This is a genomic window from Duganella sp. Root336D2 (genome assembly GCF_001425005.1).
GTDB lineage: Bacteria > Pseudomonadota > Gammaproteobacteria > Burkholderiales > Burkholderiaceae_D > Rugamonas.
This window is the reverse complement of record NZ_LMDB01000012.1, coordinates 496,641-518,916: the sequence shown is the minus strand read 5'-3', so window position 1 is coordinate 518,916 and position 22,276 is coordinate 496,641. Positions and strand designations below refer to the sequence as shown.

Sequence of the window (22,276 nt, the reverse complement as noted above, 5' to 3'; positions counted from 1 at the left end):
CTCCGCACGCCGACTGTCGCAGTCTGGAACGCCAGAACACCCGCTCAGGAAAAACAGGCAAGACAAAACGGAGGCAAGTACTCGTAACATCGCAGAATTAATTTTTTTACAATGCGATAGTTTGCCCCAAACTGCGCGCTTCTGGCAAGCCGCCCCCGGCACGTCTTATTGCGAGAGCAGGATTGTGGAGCTTTTGCCGTTGGTGCGAACGACGCCGCCTTTCACGATATATGAAACGCCGGAGTAGGCATCCTTGACCTTCGCGCCATCAGCAAACAAGCCGCCGACGCTGATGTCGACCGGCTCGCCGGTCTTCACATCCAGCGCCACCACAACCTTGTCGTCGTCGCGCACACGGCTGAAGGTGTACGGCAGGTCCGCCAGCTTCCTATGCTCGCCGGCGCCGACCGATTGGTGCGCCTGGCGGAATTTACCCAGCTTCGCCCAGTGCGTACGGATCTTCGCGTTTGCCTTAAGGTCGCCCCAGTTCATGAAGGAGCGCAGCTTTGCATCGCCCTTCGCTTCCGCCACGTCGAGCCGGCGCGAGATCTCGTCGCCGTAGTAGATCTGCGCAGCGCCTGGCGCCAGCAGCAACTTGTTCGCAGTCTCGAAAGGCTTCTGGCGCGATGGATCGAAGGGATTGCCATCATCGTGCGAGTCCATGTAGTTCATGACCGAATGGCCTTTCAGCGGACCCGCGAGCTGCGTCGCATACTTGCTGAACAAAGATTCGTAATCGCCCTTCGCGTCGTGCACCATGCCGAAGTTGATCAGGCCATCGAAACCGTTGGCGAAGTAATTGGCTTTCTCGCCGCCGCCCATGTCGAAGGCCTGGCCGTGCGCGATGTTGTAGTTGTACACCTCGGCCAGCATGTAAAAGCGGCCGTCACCCAGCACCTTCCTGGGATTCAGGCTTTTCCATTCGTCGTGCGCCGCCAGCGCGACCTTGCGCAGCTCGGCCCATACCGCAGGTTCAACATGCTTGGCTGTGTCGGCGCGGAAGCCGTCGACACCGTACTTGCGCACCCAGTCCGCGTGCCACTTCATCAGGTAGTAGCGCGGTGCGCGCGGATAGCCGGTACGGGCAAAGAAGTCGTCCAGCTCTTTCACTTCGCGCTCATAGCGGCCTTCGGCTTTCCACTTTACTGCCAACGCTGGAGGCAATTCCACCGGCGTATCGCTCTCCGTGCGGAAGTCTGGCAAGTTCTTTACCAGCGTGCAGCTCACGGTGGACGGCAGGTCCTTGTATTGGCACTGCGGTTCTGTGCGCACCCAGCCTTCCGGCCAGACAGGATCGGCTTCTGTCACCGGACCGGTATGGTTCATCACTACATCCAGCAGCACGCGGATGCCGCGTGCATGGGCGGCTTCAACGAAATCGCGGAAGTCTTTTTCGGTCCCGAGATTGGCATCCACCGCCGTGAAGTCGCGCGCCCAGTAACCGTGGAAGCCGTAGGATTTGCCGGTACCTTCATCCGTGCCGGCGTGCACTTGTTCGACCGGCGGCGTGGTCCAGATCACGTCCACGCCCAGGTCGTCGAAATAGCCGGACTTGATCTTTGCCGTCAGTCCCTTGAAATCGCCGCCCATGAATCCCCGCAGCGGCGCGGCATCGGCCTTGCGGCCATAGGCCAGGTCGTTGCTCTTGTCGCCGTTGGCGAAACGGTCGGTGACCAGGAAGTAGACGGTCGCATTCTCCCAAAGGAATGGCTTGGGCGCCGCCGCGACTGCGCTGTGCGCGCTGGTGGCAAGCAATAGGGACAATGCGAGGGACGAAAGTTTCATTCGGCTTTTCCTATGTAATGACTGTTGGATTGCTGCGGCCTGTATGCAAGGCGATGCTGGCCACGCTGTCTGCAATTGCAATCAGGCCGGCCAGGGCTTGCTGAGTTGGGATATGGTGCTGCTCCGGGTCCGCCTCATAGCGTTCAAGGTAGACGCGCAAGGTGGCGCCCTCGGTGCCGGTGCCGGACAGGCGGTAAACGATGCGAGAACCGTCCGTCATCATGATGCGGACGCCCTGCTGGCTGGCGTGCGAACCATCGACCGGATCGGTATATTCGAAATCGTCCGCGGCCTGCACTTCGTAATGATTCAACTTCTGGCCTGGCAGGTTTGGCAGCTTGATGCGCAAGTCCTGCATCAGCAGCTGCGCCGCGCCGGTTGCGATGGCCTCGTAATCATGGCGCGAGTAGTAGTGGCGGCCAAAGCGCTGCCAATGGGCGGTGACGATCTCCTGCACCGAGCCGCCGCGCTCGGCGAGCAGGTTGAGCCAGAACAGCACGGCCCACAAGCCATCCTTTTCCCGGATGTGGCGCGAGCCTGTGCCGTAACTCTCTTCCCCGCACAAGGTGGCCTTACCTGCATCGAGCAGCGTGCCGAAGTACTTCCAGCCGGTGGGCGTCTCATAGCAAGGAACGCGGAGTTCTGCCGCTACCTTATCTGCGGCGCGTGAGGTGGGCATCGAGCGCGCAATGCCCGCGATACCGTCGGCGTAGCCTGGCGCCACCGTGGCATTGGCGGCCAGCACCGCCAGGCTGTCGGATGGCGTGACAACAAAGTCGCGGCCGACGATCATATTGCGGTCGGCATCGCCGTCGGAGGCAGCGCCAAAATCCGGTGCGGCGTCGGCGCACATGATATCGACCAGTTCTTCTGCATTGACCGGATTCGGGTCTGGATGCAGGCCACCGAAGTCTTCCAGCGGTGTGCCGTTGATCACGGTGCCCTCCGGTGCGCCAAGCATGCCTTCAAGTATGGCGTGTGCATAGGGGCCGGAAACGGCGTTCATGGCGTCAAAGCGCATGGTGAAGCCGCTGGAAAACAAGCGGCGAATGGCCTCGAAGTCGAACAGTTGCGCCATCAGTTCCGCGTAGTCGACAACGGGGTCGATGACTTCCACCGTCATACCGTCAATTGTCGTGCGCGCGCCAGGCTTGTCGATGTCGATATCAGGCATATCGCTGATGCGGAATTGCGCCAGCGCCAGCGTGCGCTCATAGATTGCTTCAGTCAGCGCTTCCGGCGCAGGACCGCCGTTGGAGGCGTTGTACTTGATGCCGAAATCACCGTCCGGGCCGCCCGGATTATGGCTGGCCGAGAGGATGATGCCACCCAACGCGCCATGCTTGCGGATCACGCAGCTTGCGGCTGGTGTAGACAGGATGCCGCCCTGCCCCAGCAAGACGCGCGCGAACCCATGGGCGGCGGCCATCTTCAGGATGTCCTGGATTGCATTGCGGTTGTGGAAGCGGCCATCGCCGCCCAGCACCAGCGTCTTGCCCGCGGCGTCGCCGAGCGTATCAAACACGCCCTGCACGAAATTTTCGAGATAATGAGGCTGCTGGAAGACCGCGACTTTCTTGCGCAGTCCTGAAGTCCCCGGACGCTGTCCAGGGATGGGCGAAGTTGCTACCGTTTGAATTGCCATATTCGCTCCATAAAAGGGGTACGTCCCCTTTATTTTCCTGCGAATGGCGCGATCGGTGCGCGCCGCTGGATGGCTTAGGATTCTTTCTTGGCGGAGTCGCTGACGATCAGGGTAACAATGCCACCGATGACCATCGAGACGCCTCCCAGCACCAGCACGTTGACCGAGTGGCCGTTGAACAGGTGTTTGATGACCGGACCGAGCACCAAGTTGGCGACGATTTGCGGCAGCACCACAAAGTAATTGAACACGCCCATGAAGTAACCCATGCGCTTGGCCGGCAACGCACCTGCCAGGATCGCGTACGGCATGGTCAGGATACTGGCCCATGCGATACCGACACCGATCATTGGCAGCATCAGCATGTTCTTGTCGTGGATGAAGGCAATGCTGATCAGGCTCAGGCCACCAATCACCAGGCAAAGCATGTGCACCAATTTGCGGCTGGTGATGTGCGCCAGTTTAGGCAGCAGGAATGCGACCAGCGCTGAGACACCGCCGTAAATTGCGAACAGGTTGCCGACCCAGTTGCCCGCCTCCTGGAAAATGGCCGACTTGCCGTCGGTGGTGCCGAACACGTTTTCGGCTACTGCTGGCGTGGTAAACACCCACATGCCCATCAGCGCGAACCAGGCAAAGAACTGCACCAAGGCCAGTTGCACCATGGTTTTCGGCATGTGCACGAAGCCGCCAAATACCTCTTTCAGCGAAAACAGGAAGCCGCGCCGCTGTGCTTTCTCCATGCGGAATTTCTCGACGTCTTCCGGCGGCAATTCGTCGGCGGTCAGCACGGTCCACAGTACGGACAGGAAGTAAGCGGCGCCGCCAGCGTAGAAGGAGTAGCGCACGGAGTCGGGGATCGCACCGTTGACGACTTCATTGCTGACGTGAAGGAAATTGGTAAAGAACATCGGCAGCAGCGAGGCAATTACGCCACCCAGGCCAATGAAGAAAGTCTGCATCGCAAAGCCTGCAGTCTGCTGCGATTCATCCAGCTTGTCGCCAACGAAGGCGCGGAACGGTTCCATCGAAATATTGATCGATGCATCCATCAGCCACAGCACAAGGATAGCCATCCACAGGGCGCTCGAATTGGGCATCAGGAACAGGGCAATGCTCGCCAGCAGCGCGCCGATGAAGAAGAATGGGCGGCGGCGGCCCCATTTCGCGTGCCAGGTGTTGTCGCTAAGGTAGCCAATAATCGGCTGCACCAGCAGGCCGGTCACCGGGGCGGCAAGCCAGAACAGGGGCAGTTCATCCGGTGTTGCGCCAAGGGTCGAGAATATGCGGCTGGTGTTGGTGTTCTGCAGCGCGAAACCAAACTGGATGCCGAAGAAGCCGAAGCTCATGTTCCACAACTGCCAGAAGGTCAGCCGTGGTTTGCTGATGATGGAATGCATTTGCATCACTGTCCCCGAATAATTTGTAGCAAAATAACATGGCGATTTCGGGCTGTCAATCAGCAGACAGCCCGTAAATTCGCGGTTTTAAGGCATATTTGTAGTCATGCTACAAAATTACAGCCAACTTTGCCTTCATTACACTACGTGCAGGCAAAGTCAGCTGCAGGGTACGGTTGCGGGCATCCCAGCGTGACGCGACAGCCTTGCCATCCAGCTTCACGCTGCGCGGGCGGCTAGCCACATTGTGCACTTTGAGCGCATATGTGCGTGCCACTGGCTGCCAGGCCTTACCTACTTCGGTTTCGATTCCGATTTCGACACCGGTTGCCGATGCAACGCCCGCAAAATGGGCGATCTCGTATTTACCCTGCTCGTAAGCATTGGCAGTGGCGCCGTCGTCGTCATACAGCTTGCCGCTGGTCGCGCCAGCGCTGGCGTCGTAGTAGTAATTCAGCTCGACCTGCCTGGTGCTGTAATCGCGCGTGGTTTGCACGACTTTCGCGAGCGGCACGAAAGCACCGGCGCGAACAAAGACAGGAATATGCTCGGCGGCGACCGGCACTACTTCATTGATGCCGCCTTTGTGCGCGGCGCCACTGTAAAAATCGAACCACACCTTGGCCGACGCAGGGAAGTTCACTTCCTTGCGCTGCGCCCCCGGTTCGGTGACCGGCGCCACCAGGAAGTCCTTGCCCCACAGGTAGGTCGATGCCACGCCGTTGTCGCCACCCTCGAACATGATTGGGCGCATCAGAGGCAAGCCGGTCTGGCTATTGTCGAAGGCCGCGCTGTAGTTATATGGCAGCATGGCGTAGCGCAGGCGGATGGCTTCGCGTGCCAGGGACTTGGTGCGTTCGGCGCGGAATACCGGTTCGGCCGGCACCTCTTCTTGCGCATGCGGGCGGAATACCGGCTGGAATACGCCATACTGCAGCCAACGCACGTACAGTTCGTCATCCAGCATCGGCGAAGCGAAGCCGCCAAGGTCGGAGTGCATATAGGCCAGGCCTTGCATGCCCATCTGCAGCGCAATTTCCATCTGCGACTGCAGGCCGCCCCAGCTACGCTGCACGTCGCCGGACCACGGAATCATGCCGAAGCGCTGCGACCCGGAGTAACCGGCGCGCATCAGGATAAATGGCCGCTCGTTCGGGAAGTCCTTCTTGTAGCCTTCCGCGATCAGGCGCGCCCAATCGTGGCCGTAGATATTGTGGACCTGGTCGGCGCCGAGCTGGCCATTGCTGCCATGGCGCAGTGCAGATGGATGCACTTCCGGTTCGCCGAGGTCGCCCCACCAGCCGGCCACACCGCCCTCCTTCAGCTCCTTGTAGATATTCCAGAACCAGTCGCGTCCCTCCGGGCGGTACAGGTCGACCAGGCCGGTGTTACCGAAGTAGAAGTCATATTTGAATGGCGCGCCGGCGGTATCGGTCGCCAGCACTTTCTTATCGACTGCTTCCTGCCAGCGGCTGGAGGTGGTCAGCACGAACGGCTCGGTGATGACCACGGTCTTCACGCCCTTCGCAGCCAGGTCGGCCATCATGCCTTTCGGGTTGGGGAAGCTTTCCTTGTCCCAGGCCAGGTTGCCCATCGTGCCTTTGACGGTCTTGCCGAACCAGTACAGGTCCAGCACCACGGCGTCGACCGGGATCTTGTCGGCGATGAACCTGTCGACTACGGCGCGGGTTTCCGCCTCCGTATGGTAGCCGAAGCGGCTCGCGAAATTACCAAAGGCCCAGCGCGGCGGCAGCGGCTGGCGGCCGGTCAGGCTGGTGTAGTTGGCGACAACGTCTTCCCACTGTTCGCCGGCGATCACCTGGTAAGTCTTGCGGCCGCCAACCATTTCATACGACAGCGTGCCATCCTTCTTGCTGTCGAAATCGAGGTAGCCGGTCTGCGGGTTGTCGAAGTGGATGGCGTATTTCTTCGACGACAGCGCCATCGGGATGGTGAAATTCAGGAGCTGCGAGCGTGCCTCGTAGCCGTAATGAGCGCGGTTGTACAGCTGGAAGCGGTTGCCGCGGCGGTTCATGCCGGTTGCGCGGGCGCCGGCGCCGTACAGCGCCTCATCGCCATCCAGCGCGAACTCGATCGCTTCCATGCTGCCGTCCCTGCGATAGCCGCGCTTTTCCGCGACCAGGGGCTGGCCTTTGTATAAGTAGCTGATACGGAAAGGCTGCTTCTCGACGCGTACGGTAATGCCAGCCGTGGCAAATTCCAGCGTCCCACCCTCTTCACGCAGTGTGCTGGGCACGATAGCCGGCGGCAGCACCACCGCATGCGACACTGCATCAGCCACTTCACCTTTCGGAATGAAGGTGGTTTCCACTACCGCAGCGGAGTATGGCTTGATGATGTAGGTGCCGTCATTTGTGCCGATTTCCAGGGCGCTACCGTTTTTCGCGGCAGATAAGAAATGGCGATCAGCGTTCTGCGCCATGGCGGCTTGGCTAATCAGGGCCAATATTGCAAATTTAATTAGTTTCATAGGGTGATATATTAGCGGGCAGTTTTATCTGAGAGGAGAGCGAATTGAATAAAACGATTATTAAAAAACCGATGGTCCTGGCCCTGGGCCTGGCACTGGCAGCGGGTGTCGCCCACGCCGCACCAGCCCCGAAAAAAGGTAAAGGCACCCCTGTCGAAGCGAAGAAATTCATCGCGCAGACTGAGGAAAAATTCGACAAACTGGGCAACGACGCCAACAAGGCAGCCTGGGTTGCGCAGAACTTCATTACCGACGACACCGAAGCGCTGACCGCCTACTTTGGCGAACAGCAACTGGACGCGTCCGGCCAGGCCGCGCTGGAATCCCGTCGCTTTAACGGCGTGAAGCTGGCCGACGACGAAGCGCGCAAGATCAAGCTGCTGCAACTGACGCTGATGCTGCCGGATCCGAAAGAGCGCCAGGCATACGCCGACGCCAACGCCAAGCTGAATGGCGCCTACGGCAAGGCCAAGTACTGCCCGACCCCGGACAATTGCAAAGCGCTGGGCGAACTGGAAAAGACCCTGGCCACCAGCCGCGATCCTAAAGTCCTGCTGGACGCCTGGAACGGCTGGCACATGCAGTCGCCGTCTTACAAGAAGCTTTACACCGACTACGTGGAGCTGTCCAACAAGGGCGCGCGCGAAATGGGCTATGCCGACACCGGCGCCCTGTGGCGTTCCGGCTACGACATGAAGCCGGAAGAATTCTCGGCCGAGATGGAACGCATCTGGCAGCAAGTGAAGCCGCTGTACGATTCGCTGCATACCTACGCCCGCTACAAGCTGCGCGAGACCTACGGCCCGGACCAGGTTCCGATGACCGGCCCGATCCCGGCCCACCTGTTCGGCAATATGTGGAGCCAGAGCTGGGAGAACATCTACCCGCTGCTGATGCCGGCCACTGGCGCTTCCAAGTTCGACCTGACCAATGTGCTGGAAGAGAAAAAGACCAGCGCCAAGGAAATGGTGCAATACGGCGAGCGTTTCTACACCTCGCTGGGCATGCCTAAGCTGCCGGAATCCTTCTACCAGCGCTCGCTGCTGGAAAAACCGCGCGACCGCGACGTCGTTTGCCACGCCTCCGCTTGGCAGCTGGACGGCAAGGACGACGTGCGCATCAAGATGTGCATCCGCCCGACCGAAGAAGAATTCGCCGTCATCCACCATGAGCTGGGACATATCTATTACGACCTGGCTTACAAGAACCAATCCAACCTGTTCCGCACCGGCGCCAACGACGGCTTCCACGAAGCGATCGGCGACACCATTGCGCTGTCCATCACCCCGAGCTACCTGAAGAAGGTCGGCCTGATGAACGAGAACCCGGACCCGAACGCCGACATCGGCGTGCTGTTGAAGCGCGCCCTGGCCAAGGTTGCCTTCCTGCCGTTCGGCTACTCGGTCGACAAATGGCGCTGGGACGTCTACAGCGGCAAAACCAAGCCAGCCGACTACGACAAGAGCTGGTGGCAGCTGCGCGAGCAGTACATGGGCGTGAAGCGCCCGCTGCCGATGCTGGCTGACGGCTTCGACGCCGGCGCCAAGTACCACGTTGCAGCCGACGTGCCTTACGCCCGCTACTTCCTGGCCCACCTGCTGCAATTCCAGTTCCATCGTGCCCTGTGCAAGGAAGCAGGTTACACCGGTCCGCTGCACCAGTGCTCGATCTACGGCAGCGAAAAAGCCGGCAAGAAGCTGTGGACCATGCTGGAAATGGGTACATCCAAGCCATGGCCGGAAGCGCTGAAAGCCGCCACCGGCGAGGACCGCATCGACGGCCAGGCCCTGCTCGACTACTTCGCCCCGCTGAAAGTCTGGCTGGACGAACAAAACAAGCAACTGGCCGCGAAGGCCAAGTAAATACAAAAATCGGGGGCCGCGGCCCCCGATTTTTTTTCACCTGAACGCTTAGAACTTGTAGTTCGCGCCCAGCAGGAAGGTGCGGCCATACTTCTGGTATTCCAGTTGCTGGTTGCGGTTGCCGTTGTAGGTCTCGTAAGCCGCGTCACGCAGGTTGTTCACCTGCAGTACCAGGCCTACGCCCTTGAGCATGCCTTCGTTGAAGCTGTAGCCAACCTGGAAGTCCAGGATGTTCTCGCCTACCACGTAACGCAGCGAACGCTCGCCGGCGAAGTTGCCGATCTCACCCACGAAGTCCGAACGCTTGCGCTGGCTCAGGCGGGTTTCGAAGCCGGCTTTTTCGTAGTACATGGTCAGGTTGCTGGTGTGCTTCGACAGGCCTGGCAGCATGATGGTCTGGCCCAGGTTGGCGCTCGGTTCCTTGATGGTGATGGCGCTGTCGTTGTACGAATAGCTGCCGCTCACGCCGAAGCCGTCCAGTACCGGGGTCAGCATGTTCAACGGCAGGGATGCGGTGAGCTCCAGGCCTTTCATGTTGCCGCCCTTGCCGTTGTAAGGAGCGGTGTAATTGCCAAACGGGGTAATCGCATTGGTGCCAGGGATCTGCGCGGAGAAGTCGCGGGTGCGGGTCTCGGTGAAGATGTAGGTATCCAGCTTCTTGTAGTAGAAGGCCAGTGCAGCGTAAGCTTTCTTGCCGAAGTATTTTTCATACGACAGGTCGAATGCCTTGGCGCGCCACGGGTCCAGCTGCGCGTTGCCGCCTTTGCCACTTGGCTTAAAGTCGTTGGTGCCGACGCTAAAGTCCAGTGCGGAGCTCAACTGGTCAACACGAGGACGGGCAATCTGCTTGGCCAGTGCCATGCGCACGGTGTGGTCGTTTGGCAGCTGGAACGCCAGGTTCATGCTTGGCAGCACGTCGGTGTAGGTCTTGCCGTCATGGACTGGCTTGACTTCCTGGCCGGCTGCGGCAGTGCCGTCCCAGTATTTGGCGTCCGAAGACTGGTCGGTGCGCTGTACTTGCACGCCGAAATTGCCGCGCAGGCTGACATCACCCAGTTCGTGTTCGATATTGGCCTTGGCGAAGGTCGTCGTGATCTTCTCATTAACGGTCCAGGCCTTGGCGATCAGGTAGCTCTTGTCAGAAGTCGGAGCGAAAGTCATGTACTTGGCAACGACGCCCGGCACGTTCCACGAAGGAATAGTGCCTACGCCCGCAAAGCCCAGGTCGACCGGTGCATACAACAGGTCCGGAGAAATGGTCGAAGCAGCGCCGGCCAGTTTGATGTCGCCTTCAGGCTGTTGCTTGTCCTTGCTGCGGTCGGAGTAGTGAACGCCGATATCGAAGCTTGAGAACCACTTCTCCAGTGCGCCGGACGATTGGATATTGGCAGCCAGCTTGAATCCATTCAGCTTGTCTTCCACTCGCGGAGTCTTGCCGTAGCCGGAACCGTAGATGGTGTTACGTACGAACAGGCTGGCTGGGTTACTGTAGTCGCGCCCCGGGTTCATGGTCGGGAAGCCGCCGGTGCCCAAGGCCAGCGCAACGGAGTCCAGGTATGGATTGCCGGCTGCGTCGCTGATCTGCAGGTTGTTTTCCAGGTTCACTTCGTCGCGTTTGGCCTGTGAGTGGCTCAGGTCAGCCACCAGGGACCAGCCATCCAGCTTCCATTCGTTGTTCCAGCCGATAGCGCGGATATCATCCTTGCGCTTGTCGTACATGCCGCGCACCAGCGGATACACGCCGGTTGCGGTGCCGGTGGCGAACGAACCGTTGTTGGTGGTGACATTCTCGAAGTTCAGGCCAGGCGTGTTGTTGCCGTTGTAGCCGCCGACGTGCACTTCGAACTGGTTCGCGGTGTCTTCATGCTTGAAGCGGGATGCGTAGACGTCGACCATCGAGGTGAAGTTCTTGCTTGGGCGGTATTGCAGCACGCCCATCAGGCCGTCGCGCTTGTTGTAGCCGCTGCGTGCCAGGGACTTGATGCCGTCGGTGACCATGGTACCGGCAGGCACGCCTGGGCGGGACTCATTCTTCCATGGCTCATACAGGCCGGTTTCGCGGGCCAGTACCGGGGAATCCAGGTGGGCAAAGCCGATCGCCACGCCGATGGTGCGGTTGGCAAACTGGTCGATGTAGGTCGCGCTGAAACGGCCGCCGCGCGAATCGGTGTCAGCGATGCTGCCCAGCGAGTTCTTTTCCATGCGGGCGTTCAGCGACACGGTACGGCCACCGAAAGCCAGCGGCCGCACGGTCTGCAGGTCCAGGGTACCGGACAGGCCCTGGCCGACCATGCCGGCGTCAGGGGTCTTGTAAATGGTGACCGCGCCGATCAGTTCGGACGGGTACTGGTCGAATTCCACGCTGCGGTTGTCGCCGGTGGAGACTTGCTCGCGGCCGTTCAGCAGGGTGGTGGCGAAGTCCGGCGACAGGCCGCGCACCGAAATGTTTTGCGCACGGCCGGCAACGCGTTGTGCGGCCAGGCCTGGCAAGCGGGCGATGGACTCGGCGATCGAGGTATCCGGCAGCTTGCCGATGTCTTCCGCGGAGATAGCCTCGACGATGGAAGTGGCGTTTTTCTTGACGGAGATCGCGTCTTCAATACCGCGGCGGATGCCGGACACGGTCACAGTTTGCATCGGCGCGTCAGCTGCCTGGCCGGTGGTCGTAGTCTGCGCGTACGCAGAGCCCGCGAAGGCGGATACAAATACAGCACACCCAGCCGCAACCGGACTCAGTCGGAAAGCGGTATTGCCTCGCTTGTTGGCGAAGATAGTCATCAAAGTCCCCTCACTTATTAAACATTCTTTCCCGCAACCTACACAGACCGGTTTATTTCAACTACACGGGAATCCTTGGAAAGCGAACGCTCTTACGGACGCTCTGAGGCGGATTCTGTACTAAAACTAGATTTGGTGTCAATGAATGACCATCATCATTACTATGTATTTCTGCCCTTCCCTACGGCCTCGCCCTGGGATTTCCGACCGCCACGTTGTATTTCGGCTACAAATTCAGGCGAAAGGAGGTGTAGTAGAACTACAAGCAATTTAGGTGTATTGTCGGGCCCATAAGACCTTCCACCGGAGAACTGATGAAGAAGACCGCTGTCACCGCCCTGCTTGGCCTGAGCCTGCTGCAAGGCGCATACGCCGCCCCGCCGACAGTCCAGCATTTGGAACCGCCTTTCTGGTGGGCTGGGATGCAGAGCCCCAAGTTGCAACTGATGGTGAATGCGTCCAAGGTGGCTGACCTGGAACCGTCCATCGACTATCCGGGCGTGCGGATAGCCAGCGTGAGTCGGGTCGCCAACCGCAATTACCTGTTCATCGACCTGGTGCTGGCACCGGACGTGGCGCCCGGCCGCTTCGACATCCGTTTCACCGCGCCCGGCAAGCAAGGCCTTTCTTATAGCTACCAGTTGCTGGCACGCGCGCCTGGTTCTGCGCAACGCCAGGGCTTTGATACTTCCGATGCGATTTACCAGGTCATGCCGGACCGCTTCGCCAACGGCAGCCCGGCCAACGACAACGTGCCCGGCATGCCGGACAAGGCCAACCGCTCCGAGGGCAACGGCCGCCACGGAGGCGACCTTGCCGGCATGACGGCGCACCTCGACTATATAAAGGACATGGGTTTCACGCAGGTCTGGCCAACGCCGCTGGTGGAAAACAACCAGGATATCCACTCCTACCACGGCTACGCGGCAACCGACCATTACAAGATCGACGCGCGCTATGGCAGCAACGAAGATTTCCGCACTTTTGTGGCGCAAGCGCGTTCGCGCGGCATCGGCGTGATCCAGGACGTGGTGTTGAGCCACATTGGCAGCCGCCACTGGTGGATGAAGGACATGCCAATGCAGGACTGGCTTAGCTACGACGGCAAGTTCACGCCGACCGCCCACCACCGCGTCGCCAACATCGATCCGTACGGCAGCAGGGAAGATGCGCGCAACTTCACCCAGGGCTGGTTCGGGCAGCACATGCCGGATATGAACCAGACCAACCCCTATGTCGCGAACTATCTTATCCAGAACAATATCTGGTGGATCGAGTATGCCGGCCTTTCGGGCCTGCGCGTGGATACCTACGGCTATTCCGATACCGCCTTCCTGACCGAATGGTCGAAACGGTTGCTGGCGGAATACCCCAAGCTAAATATGGTGGGCGAGGAGTGGAGCACGCGGATTCCTATCGTGGCGCGCTGGCAGGCGCTAAACGCGCCAAGCATGATGGACTTCCCTCTCAACGACGTGCTGCGCAAGGCGCTGGGCGATACCGACGGCACCTACCGCCTGTACGATGTCTATGAAACGCTGGCGCAGGATTATCTCTACCCCAACCCATCCAATCTGGTGCTGTTCGAAGGGAATCACGATCTGTCGCGCAGCTTCAGCATGGTGAACAGCGACCCGGCCCTGCTTCGGATGGCGCTGGCCTTCACCTTGACCGTGCCGCGCATTCCGCAGTTCTATTACGGTACCGAGATCCTGATGCCGAGCACCGTGAAAGGCCGCGACGATCCATCCTACCGTCACGACATGCCGGGCGGCTGGGCAGGTGATAAAGTAAATGCCTTCACCGGCGAAGGCCTGGGCGCCGAGCAGCGCGAGATGCAGGCCTTCGTGAAGAAACTGGCCAACTGGCGCAAAACTTCCAGTGCGGTCCAGCACGGGAAGATGATGCAGTTCGGGCCTGAACAGGATACTTATGTGTACTTCCGTTATGACGGCAAACAGAAGGTCATGGTTGCGCTGAACAAGAACGCCAAGGACATCACGCTCGACGCCGACCGCTTCCGTGAAATGCTGGCCGGCGTGCGCAGCGGCACGGACGTGATTTCGGGCCGCAGCATTCCGCTCTCGGGTAGGTTCACGCTCCCTGCCCGTTCGGTGCTCGTGTTGGAGCTCCAGTAATGGCGCGCCGCGCGCTGCTCTCGGCAGCCATCGCGGCCGCATTCGCCGGCGCCGGCGCGCTGGCGAGCGGCCCGGCGCTGGCGAATACCAGCGTGGAGCTCCCCTTCGGCCCCCACAAGGCAAGCTTTGCGACCCCGGATGCGCAAGCGACGCTGCGCAGCTATACGCAGGCTACCACCATGCCCTTGCGCGACAACGCGCCGCAGTCGATCACCTTCAACGAACAAGCCGGCCTGCCCAAAGTCCGCAGCGGCAGCCTGGCCTTCGACGCCCTGTTCGCACTGGCGATGACGGAAATGAAGCAGGATTCGGTGCAGGCCATCCGTGACGGCAGCTACAAGGGCGGCCAGCCAATTGCATGCGAGTGCTTCGAAACCGGCGAAAAATGGCACTACGTGTGGACACGCGACCTTTCCTATGCCGCCAACCTGGGTCTGGCGATGCTCGATCCGCAACGCACGCGCAACTCGCTGCTGTTCAAGTTATCCGGCTACCGCGGCGGCAAGCCGCCACTTGCAGCAGGCAGTGAAGATGGCCTGCAAATCGTGCAGGACACCGGCAGCGGAGGCAGCTGGCCAGTCAGCACCGATCGCGTAAGCTGGGCCTTCGGCGCAGAACAGGCACTCAAGTCGCTGCCTGCGGAAGAACGCACGCAGTTCGCCGCAACTGCCCTGCAAGCACTGCGCAACACTGTCGAAAACGACCGCCTCGCCGCTTACGATCCCACCACCGGCTTGTACAACGGCGAGCAATCATTCCTCGACTGGCGCGAACAATCTTACGCGGCCTGGATTCCCAGCGATCTGTCCAGCATGGCAACGTCCAAATCGTTGTCCACCAACGTCGCCCACTACAAAGCGCTGACGCTGACGGCCGAACTCGCGCAGCAGGCGGGCGACAGCGAGGATGCGCAGCGTTACATGCGCTGGGCGACCGCCCTGAAAGTCGCGATCAATGACCGCCTGTGGCTCAAGGATGCCGGCATGTACAGCAGCCTGGCCGCGGGCCACTTCGACGGCGCCGCCATGCACAAGTTTGACTGGCTCGGCCAGTCGCTCGCCATCATCACCGGCGTGGCCGACGCCGAGCAGGCGCAATCGATCCTGGCCCACTATCCGCATGGACCGTTGGGCGCCCCGGTGATCTGGCCGCAGCAGCCGGGCGTGCCCGTGTATCACAACCGCGCCTTGTGGCCATTCGTTACGGCCTACGGCCTGCGGGCCGCGGCGCAGTACGGCAACGTGGCGGTGGCCGATGCCGCCTATGCCAGCTTGCTGCAGGGGGCTGCCCTCAACCTGTCGAATATGGAGAATATGGAGTGGCAAGTCGGCGATCCTGCCGCACCGGCCATCAATTCGCGCCGCCAGCTTTGGTCAGTCGGCGGCTTCCTGGGGATGGTAGTGCAGCAGGTATTTGGCATCGGTGTTGATACCGAGCGGCTACACGTCAATCCGTTCATTACTTCCCGGCTGCGGCGCGAGTGGTTTGCGGGCAGCGATGTGATCGAGCTTTCCGGCCTGGTCTTGCACGGCAAACGCCTGCACATCAAGATCAAGATGCCGCCGGCGGTTGCCCTTGATGGTTATTACATGCCGGTTGGCGGCAAAGTAAATGGCAAGGATGCGCGCAGCCCGGTTGCGTGGAGCGAGCTGGCGGACGACAACCTGATTGAAGTGGAAATGGGAACGCTGGTGCCTGGCCGGAAGCAGATCACCGTTGCGGGCAACGAAGCTGCATCCACCGCGCCACCGGAACCAGTCATCCAGCGCGCGCCATCGGCCGGAGCCGCCGTTCTTCGCATCGCGCCGGGCGCAGGAACGCAGGAAGGCACCCGCTTCAATGTGTACCGCGACGGACAGCTCGCTGCCGCCAACGTCGCCGCCGGCAATTGGCCAAGTGCTGGCGGGGCAGGAGCAGGAGGAGCGGATGCGACGGCATCGTGCTACGCCGTAGAGGCGATCTCCCCGGCCAGCAGTTTGCGCAGCCATCACTCCCGCCCGCTCTGCCTCGCCGCAACAGGCAGCCCTGCCGGCGAAGGCATCGATGTCATCGGCGCGGCCGACAGCGTGACCGTCACAAAAGACGGCCGATACAACATCCAGCTCCGTTACGACAACCACGCCCACCAGGTCAACCTCGGCATCACCAACGCGGTACAGCGCCTGCAATTACGCGACAAGCACGGTGCGGTAGCAGCGGAGGGCATCATCCAGATGCCGCACAACGCCGCCGCCAATGGTCCTGCGTGGTCGACACCCCTGCCCCCCGCGCTCAAGCAAGGCAGCTACCGGCTCGAGCTGCAGCCTTTCTACAATATGAGCAGCCTGCAAGCCAATGCGAGCTATGCGGATGCAGGCGGCAGCAGCGGCGCCCGCAACCACGCCGACGTGCAGGCAGCGCGCATCCTGCCGGCGCCTGCGCCAAGCCGCCCGCCCCGGCATGGCACCTTGCAGCTGGTCGAAAAATTCAAATCGCCCCAACTCGGCAATGAACGCACGCTGCGCATCTACCTGCCGCCAAGCTACGGCAGCGACAACAAGCGCCGCTATCCCGTGCTCTATATGCACGACGGCCAGAACCTGTTCGACGCCAGTACTGCCAGTTACGGCACCGAATGGAATATCGACGAAGTGGCAGACCGCCTGGTACGCCAGGGTGAAATGGAAGAAGTGATTGTCGTCGGGATCGACAACACCACCGATCGCATCGCCGAATACACCCCCTGCTGCGATCCCAAGCACGGTGGAGGAAAGCTGAACGCCTACGCCGACTTCGTCGCAAAGACGGTCAAGCCATGGGTGGACAAACAATACCGCACCAAGCCAGGCCGCCTGCATACGGCGGTGATGGGCTCATCGCTGGGCGGCCTGGCGTCGATCGGCATTGCCCAGCGCTACCCGCAAACATTCTCGATGGCCGGCGGCGTCTCCAGCTCCTTCTGGTGGAACAACCAGGAAGAAGTGAAGCATCCACCGAAACGAATGCCGGTCAGGTTCTATATCGATGTGGGAACGGTATATGACGGCCAGGAGGACAGCGAAGCGTTCCGTCAGGCCCTGGTGAAGAAAGGCTACCGGGAGGGCCGCGACCTGCTATTCCTCGTCGACCAAGGCGGGCGCCATAACGAGCAATCGTGGGCTGGCCGCGTGCACGTAGCGCTGGCCTGGTTCTTCGGCAAACCAGGCCCCGCCGCGCAACGGAAAGCGCCTTAAGCCGGCAAGGCCCGCAAGCTGCGGCTTGCCGACAGTTTCATGTGCGGGCCGCCGCCAGCCGACTCGCGCACTTTAAACACCGACACTGCTTCCTCCAGGCTTGCCGCCTGCTGCTGCAAGGCCTCGGCGGCGGCCGCCGCCTCTTCCACCAGCGCCGCATTCTGCTGCGTCACGGTGTCCATCTGGGTAATCGCATCGCTGATCTGCTCGATGCCGTCACGCTGCTCGCCGGTAGCAATCGCAATCTCGCCGATGATCGATGTGACACGGCGCACGCTGTTGACCACTTCTTCCATGGTCACACCGGCTTCGCCCACCAGGCGGCTGCCCTCTTCCACCCGCTCGACGGAATTGCCGATCAGTTCCTTAATTTCCTTTGCCGCCGCAGCCGAGCGATGCGCCAGGTTGCGCACCTCTCCCGCCACCACCGCAAAGCCTCGTCCCTGTTCCCCGGCACGCGCCGCTTCCACCGCCGCATTCAGTGCCAGGATATTGGTCTGGAACGCAATGCCATCGATCACGCCGATGATATCGACAATCTTGCGGGACGACTCGTTGATCGCACCCATGGTCTGCACCACTTCCGACACAGTGGCGCCGCCGCGCACGGCGACATTGGACGCTTCGTCGGCCAGCTTGCGCGCCTGGGTCGCATTCTCGTTGTTCTGCCGCACAGTGCTGGTCAGTTCAGTCATCGACGAGGCAGTCTCCTCCAGCGAGCTGGCTTGCTGCTCGGTGCGGGTCGACAAGTCCATGCTGCCGGTCGCTACCTCGCTCGACGCACTGGCAATGGTCTGGGTGCCAGTGCGTACGCGGCTCACGATGTCGGACAGGTTGCCGCTCATTTGCTTGAGCGCCGCCAGCAGTTCGCCCACTTCATCCTTGGTTCGCACATCCACGTCGACGCTCAGGTCGCCCGCCGCCACATTCTTCGCGATGTCAATCGCCTGGTCCAGTGGCCGCGTAATGCCTTTTACGATCCACCACACGATCGCCGCACCGATCAAAGTCGTCACCACCAGCACCACCAGCAGCGTGATGGTGGCGGAGCGGTTGGCCGCTTCCGCGGTCGCCACCGCTTCGGCTGCATTTTTCTTGGACTGGGAATCGATGAACTCAACGATTTCGTCGATCTTCTTGGTCGGCGGGCGGTCCATGCCGGCAACGGCCTTATCGAGAATCTTGTAGCTTTCCGGATTGGCCGAATCAAACTGCTTGAGCGCTGCCATATAGTTCTTGCCCAGCTCTTCGTGCATCTTGATCGCTTCATCATCCAGCGTAGTCTGCAGGTTCAGCTTGTTCAGCATACCCGACAGCTTCTGCAGCTCGGCATTGGTGGCCTGGGCGCTTTTGACGAAAGCCGCGGAATATTTTTCCAGCTGCGCTGGATCATGGCCGCGCACCAGGATGTTTTTCCACTCCTGCACCTGGATCTTGAACTCAACCTGCGCGCCGCGCGCAGTATCGACAGCCTGTGTCAAATCGACCGAGCGCTGCATGCTTTGCGCATTGCTGGATTTGATAAAACTGATTGCGCTCCAGCCCTGGTAACCGACCGTCAATAGAGCCAGCATGAAGAAAGCGCCCAACAAGCCTAAGCGCACTCCGATCTTCAGATTGCCGAAGTTCATGATGTGTTTCCCCCAGGTAAAAATGGCAGCGTTATGCCTTCAGGACTGCAATCTTCATCATGCGCCCTAAAGTACTAAAAGCCAAGAAACCTGTTTTCGCTACAACCTAGTTGTGGCGCGGGGGAAACTCCATGCGGTAAAGATCCGTTTTCCCCGTATCCAAGCGCTCAACGAAATGCATGCCGAGTTTTTTCAGCAGACCTGACGAAGCGGTATTACCGGGCGAAACGATGCCAAGCAAGCGCGGCAAACCAACGATATCTCGGCCATAAGCCATCGCAGACGACGCCGCTTCCCAGGCATACCCCTGGCCCCAGAAGTCCGGCAGGTAGGCATAGCCTATATCGGTATCGGGCAAGGTGTCGCGCTTGATCAAGCCGCACATGCCGATGGTCGCGCCATCTTCCTTGCGGACCACCATCCACAGCGAATAGCCCAGCTGGGCCTGCATGGCGATCGGACCGGCCAGCAAGGCAGCGCGCGCACCATCCAGGTCGCGCACGCCCTTGTCGCCAATATTTTCGAGGAAAGAAGGCTCGTTCACCAGGCGCAGATAGAACGAAGCATCATCAACAGTTGCGGGACGCAGGGTCAGTCGTTTGGTATCGATCATTACTCCGGCCAATCGTTAGGGTCGGCCAGGAACTTGTACATCACATACACGTCAACAAAACCGAGCTGTTTGTGCCGATAGGCGCGCGGCAGCGTGCCTATCACGGAAAAACCGAGCCGCTTCCACAGCAGCACGGCAGAAACATTGGTACTTACAACGTAATTGAACTGCATGGCGAGGAAACCGTCGCGCCGCGCCTGTTCCAGGCAATGGCGTCCCAGCATCTTGCCGATGCCCACGCCTTGCGCGGCGGGGCTGACCATGAAGGAAGCGTTGGCAACGTGCGAGCCGCGGTCGAGCTGGTTGGGCAGCAGTCGATACATGCCCAGCAGCCGGCCAGTATTCAGCACCGCCACCCAGGTCTTGATGCTGCGCCCGAACCAGAAAGCATGGCAATCTTCGCGGCTGGTCTCCGCCGCGAAGTAATAGGTGTCACCGCTGGCGATCAACTCCTGGAAGATTGTCCACATGGAGTCGAAATCGGCCTCAGTAACCGGGCGGATGACGATGTCTTTCAAAGCTGCTCCCAACGGCAGGAATGATGCTGAATTTTCATGCATTTTTCATTGCAAGTCCAGCACGCCGGGACAGGCGGAAATCGACTTGCTGCGGCCGGCCCGGCAAGACCAGGCGCGCCGCTGCACGCGGCGATTCCGCCACCACCTGTCCGCGCCGCAGCACCAGCGTTCGTGCCGCCCGCAGCCGGATGGCCTCCACAGGATCGCCAGCACCCAGCAGTACCAAATCGGCGTGACAGCCGGGCTGCAAGCCGTAGCCATCGAGGCCGAGGATTTTCGCCGGTGTTTCCGTCACAGCCTTGAAGCAGGCGCGCATGGCGTCCTGCCCGGTCATTTGCGCCACATGCAAGCCCATATGGGCTACTTCCAGCATATCGCCCGATCCCAGGCTGTACCACGGATCCATCACGCAATCGTGGCCGAAAGCGACGTCGATGCCATGCGCCAGCATTTCCGGCACGCGCGTCATGCCGCGGCGCTTGGGATAGGTATCGTGCCGGCCCTGCAAAGTGATGTTGATCAGCGGATTGGCGATGGCGGCAACGCCAGCTTCACGGATCAGCGGCAGCAGCTTGCTGACGTAATAGTTGTCCATCGAATGCATCGATGTCAGGTGCGAGCCGGCCACGCGGCCTTGCAATCCAAGGCGCTGCGTATGGTAAGCCAGTGTCTCGATATGGCGCGACAGGGGATCGTCCGACTCATCGCAATGCATATCGACGCGCAAGCCCTTCTCGGCCGCGAACTCGCACAGCACGCGCACCGACTCGGCGCCATCGGCCATGGTGCGTTCGAAATGCGGGATGCCGCCGACCACGTCGACACCCATTGCGATCGCGCGTTTCAGGTTGGTCAGCGCAGTCGGGCTGCGCAGCACGCCATCCTGCGGGAAAGCCACCAGCTGCAGGTCAAGGTAAGGTGCCACGCGGCGCTTTACATCAAGCAGCGCCTCCACTGCCAGCAAGCGGTCGTCGCACACATCCACGTGACTGCGAATCGCGAGCAAGCCGCGCGCCACGGCCCAATCGCAATACTGCAGCGCGCGTTCCACCAGGGCCTCCTGCGTCAGCTGCGGCTTTAGCTCACCCCACAAGGCAATACCTTCCAGCAGCGTGCCGGACTGGTTCACACGCGGCAGGCCGTAACTGAGCGTGGCATCCATATGGAAATGCGCATCGACGAAAGGCGGCGCGACCAGGTCGCCTTCGGCATCGATCTCACGCGCGCCCTTGGCTTGCAAAGCAGGAGCGACTTCGGCGATGCGGCCGTTGTTGATGGCGATATCGATGCCATGGCGGCCATCGGGCAAGCTGGCATTGCGGATTACAAGATCCATCGCATAGCTCCACAGGTTGGGGATGGCCGATTGTAGGCAGGCCGCGCAGGCCACGCAATGTTGCAGCGCATAACTTTTGCTTTAATAGTCGGCAAAAATGTCTTTCCATTACCATATTTCGTCGCTAGAATGGGTTTATTGCAGCGCACCATTTCCCATCGATCCAGGAGAAAATATGTTTTCGATTCCCGAGCAATTTTCCGCAGCCACCAAGTCGCAGCTGGAAGCGCAGCTGAAAATCCTCAACAACCTCGCCACCACTGCCTTCGAAGGCGCGCAAAAGGTGATTGCTCTCAACCTGAGCACCACCAAAGCCTCCGTCGAAAAGAGTTCCGCCGCCGCGCGTGAACTGCTGGAGGCGAAAGATCCGCAAGAATTCTTCGCCAAGAGCAGCGCCCGCGTGCCCAACTTCGACGGCCTGTTCGCCTACAACCGCGAACTGTTCAGCATTGCCAGCAAGACCCAGGCGGAATTGTTCCAGGCAGCGCAAGAGCAATTGAAAGAAGCCGGCACGCAAGCCGTAAACCTGCCGAAACTGTCCGCACCGATTGCCGCGCCAGCGCCGGCGCCGGTAGCAGCCCCTGCTCCAGCCCCTGCTCCAGTCCCGGCACCTGCACCGAAGGCCGCCAAAGCCGAGCCCAAGCCGGCACCAAAAGCCGAAGCCAAAGTCGAAGCAAAGCCCGATGTAGTGGAAAGCAAGCCGGAAGTCAAAGCCGAAGCAAAAGCCGACGCCAAGCCAGTCAAAGCAGCCGCCAGCTTCCCCGATCCAAAAGCCGCCAACGCCAACGCCAACGGCAACAAAGCTCACAAGTAATTTAAAAGTCGGGGTCAGGTCCGGCAATCGGACAAATCGCATAGCGATTTGTC

Annotated in this window: 13 protein-coding genes; 4 read left to right on the top strand and 9 right to left on the bottom strand. The window is 60.5% G+C overall.

Annotation, left to right across the window (positions count from 1 at the left end; translation table 11 throughout):
• Positions 1–165: 165 nt before the first annotated feature.
• The 4 genes from ASD07_RS12455 to ASD07_RS12440 all read right to left on the bottom strand — a co-directional run bounded on the left by ASD07_RS12455 (position 166) and on the right by ASD07_RS12440 (position 7,273).
• On the bottom strand, positions 166–1,785 hold the full coding sequence (locus ASD07_RS12455; RefSeq protein ID WP_055930165.1) for an alpha-amylase family glycosyl hydrolase: 1,620 nt from the start codon (positions 1,783–1,785) through the stop codon (positions 166–168).
• Positions 1,786–1,795: 10 nt separating this feature from the next.
• Positions 1,796–3,430 (bottom strand): alpha-D-glucose phosphate-specific phosphoglucomutase, encoded by a 1,635-nt coding sequence (locus tag ASD07_RS12450; RefSeq protein WP_055930161.1) that lies wholly within the window; start codon positions 3,428–3,430, stop codon positions 1,796–1,798.
• A 74-nt stretch (positions 3,431–3,504) separates the two neighbouring features.
• The gene (locus tag ASD07_RS12445; RefSeq protein ID WP_055930158.1) at positions 3,505–4,836 is read right to left on the bottom strand and encodes an MFS transporter; all 1,332 of its coding nucleotides are present in this window, start codon (positions 4,834–4,836) and stop codon (positions 3,505–3,507) included.
• A 103-nt stretch (positions 4,837–4,939) separates the two neighbouring features.
• On the bottom strand, positions 4,940–7,273 hold the full coding sequence (locus tag ASD07_RS12440; RefSeq protein ID WP_229207130.1) for a TIM-barrel domain-containing protein: 2,334 nt from the start codon (positions 7,271–7,273) through the stop codon (positions 4,940–4,942).
• A gap of 92 nt (positions 7,274–7,365) precedes the next feature.
• Between ASD07_RS12440 and ASD07_RS12435 the strand changes: the two genes are divergently transcribed.
• Positions 7,366–9,183, top strand: a complete 1,818-nt coding sequence (locus ASD07_RS12435) for a M2 family metallopeptidase (RefSeq protein ID WP_229207129.1) — start codon at positions 7,366–7,368, stop codon at positions 9,181–9,183.
• 48 nt (positions 9,184–9,231) lie between these two features.
• Here ASD07_RS12435 and ASD07_RS12430 read toward each other — a convergent pair whose 3' ends face one another.
• On the bottom strand, positions 9,232–11,820 hold the full coding sequence (locus tag ASD07_RS12430; protein ID WP_229207128.1) for a TonB-dependent receptor: 2,589 nt from the start codon (positions 11,818–11,820) through the stop codon (positions 9,232–9,234).
• Positions 11,821–12,275: 455 nt separating this feature from the next.
• Here ASD07_RS12430 and ASD07_RS12425 point away from each other — a divergent pair, with 455 nt between their 5' ends.
• Both ASD07_RS12425 and ASD07_RS12420 read left to right on the top strand, forming a co-directional pair.
• Positions 12,276–14,099, top strand: coding sequence for a glycoside hydrolase family 13 protein (locus ASD07_RS12425; RefSeq protein WP_055930148.1), 1,824 nt, complete (start codon positions 12,276–12,278; stop codon positions 14,097–14,099).
• Positions 14,099–17,311, top strand: a complete 3,213-nt coding sequence (locus ASD07_RS12420; protein ID WP_055930146.1) for an alpha/beta hydrolase-fold protein — start codon at positions 14,099–14,101, stop codon at positions 17,309–17,311. Before ASD07_RS12425 ends, ASD07_RS12420 begins: the two co-directional genes overlap by 1 nt.
• Here the strand turns inward: ASD07_RS12420 and ASD07_RS12415 are convergent.
• The 4 genes from ASD07_RS12415 to ASD07_RS12400 all read right to left on the bottom strand — a co-directional run bounded on the left by ASD07_RS12415 (position 17,308) and on the right by ASD07_RS12400 (position 21,409).
• Positions 17,308–18,942, bottom strand: coding sequence for a methyl-accepting chemotaxis protein (locus tag ASD07_RS12415; protein WP_055930143.1), 1,635 nt, complete (start codon positions 18,940–18,942; stop codon positions 17,308–17,310). The two genes, ASD07_RS12420 and ASD07_RS12415, sit on opposite strands and share 4 nt — an antisense overlap.
• 106 nt (positions 18,943–19,048) lie before the next feature.
• Entirely contained in the window at positions 19,049–19,555 is a 507-nt protein-coding gene (locus tag ASD07_RS12410; protein ID WP_055930140.1) for a GNAT family N-acetyltransferase, read from the bottom strand.
• Entirely contained in the window at positions 19,555–20,073 is a 519-nt protein-coding gene (locus ASD07_RS12405; RefSeq protein ID WP_055931804.1) for a GNAT family N-acetyltransferase, read from the bottom strand. The genes ASD07_RS12410 and ASD07_RS12405 overlap by 1 nt, the downstream gene beginning before the upstream one ends.
• 34 nt (positions 20,074–20,107) lie before the next feature.
• Entirely contained in the window at positions 20,108–21,409 is a 1,302-nt protein-coding gene (locus ASD07_RS12400) for an amidohydrolase family protein (RefSeq protein WP_055930136.1), read from the bottom strand.
• 175 nt (positions 21,410–21,584) lie between these two features.
• Between ASD07_RS12400 and phaP the strand changes: the two genes are divergently transcribed.
• The gene (phaP, locus tag ASD07_RS12395; RefSeq protein WP_055930133.1) at positions 21,585–22,223 is read left to right on the top strand and encodes a TIGR01841 family phasin; all 639 of its coding nucleotides are present in this window, start codon (positions 21,585–21,587) and stop codon (positions 22,221–22,223) included.
• Positions 22,224–22,276 lie beyond the last annotated feature (53 nt).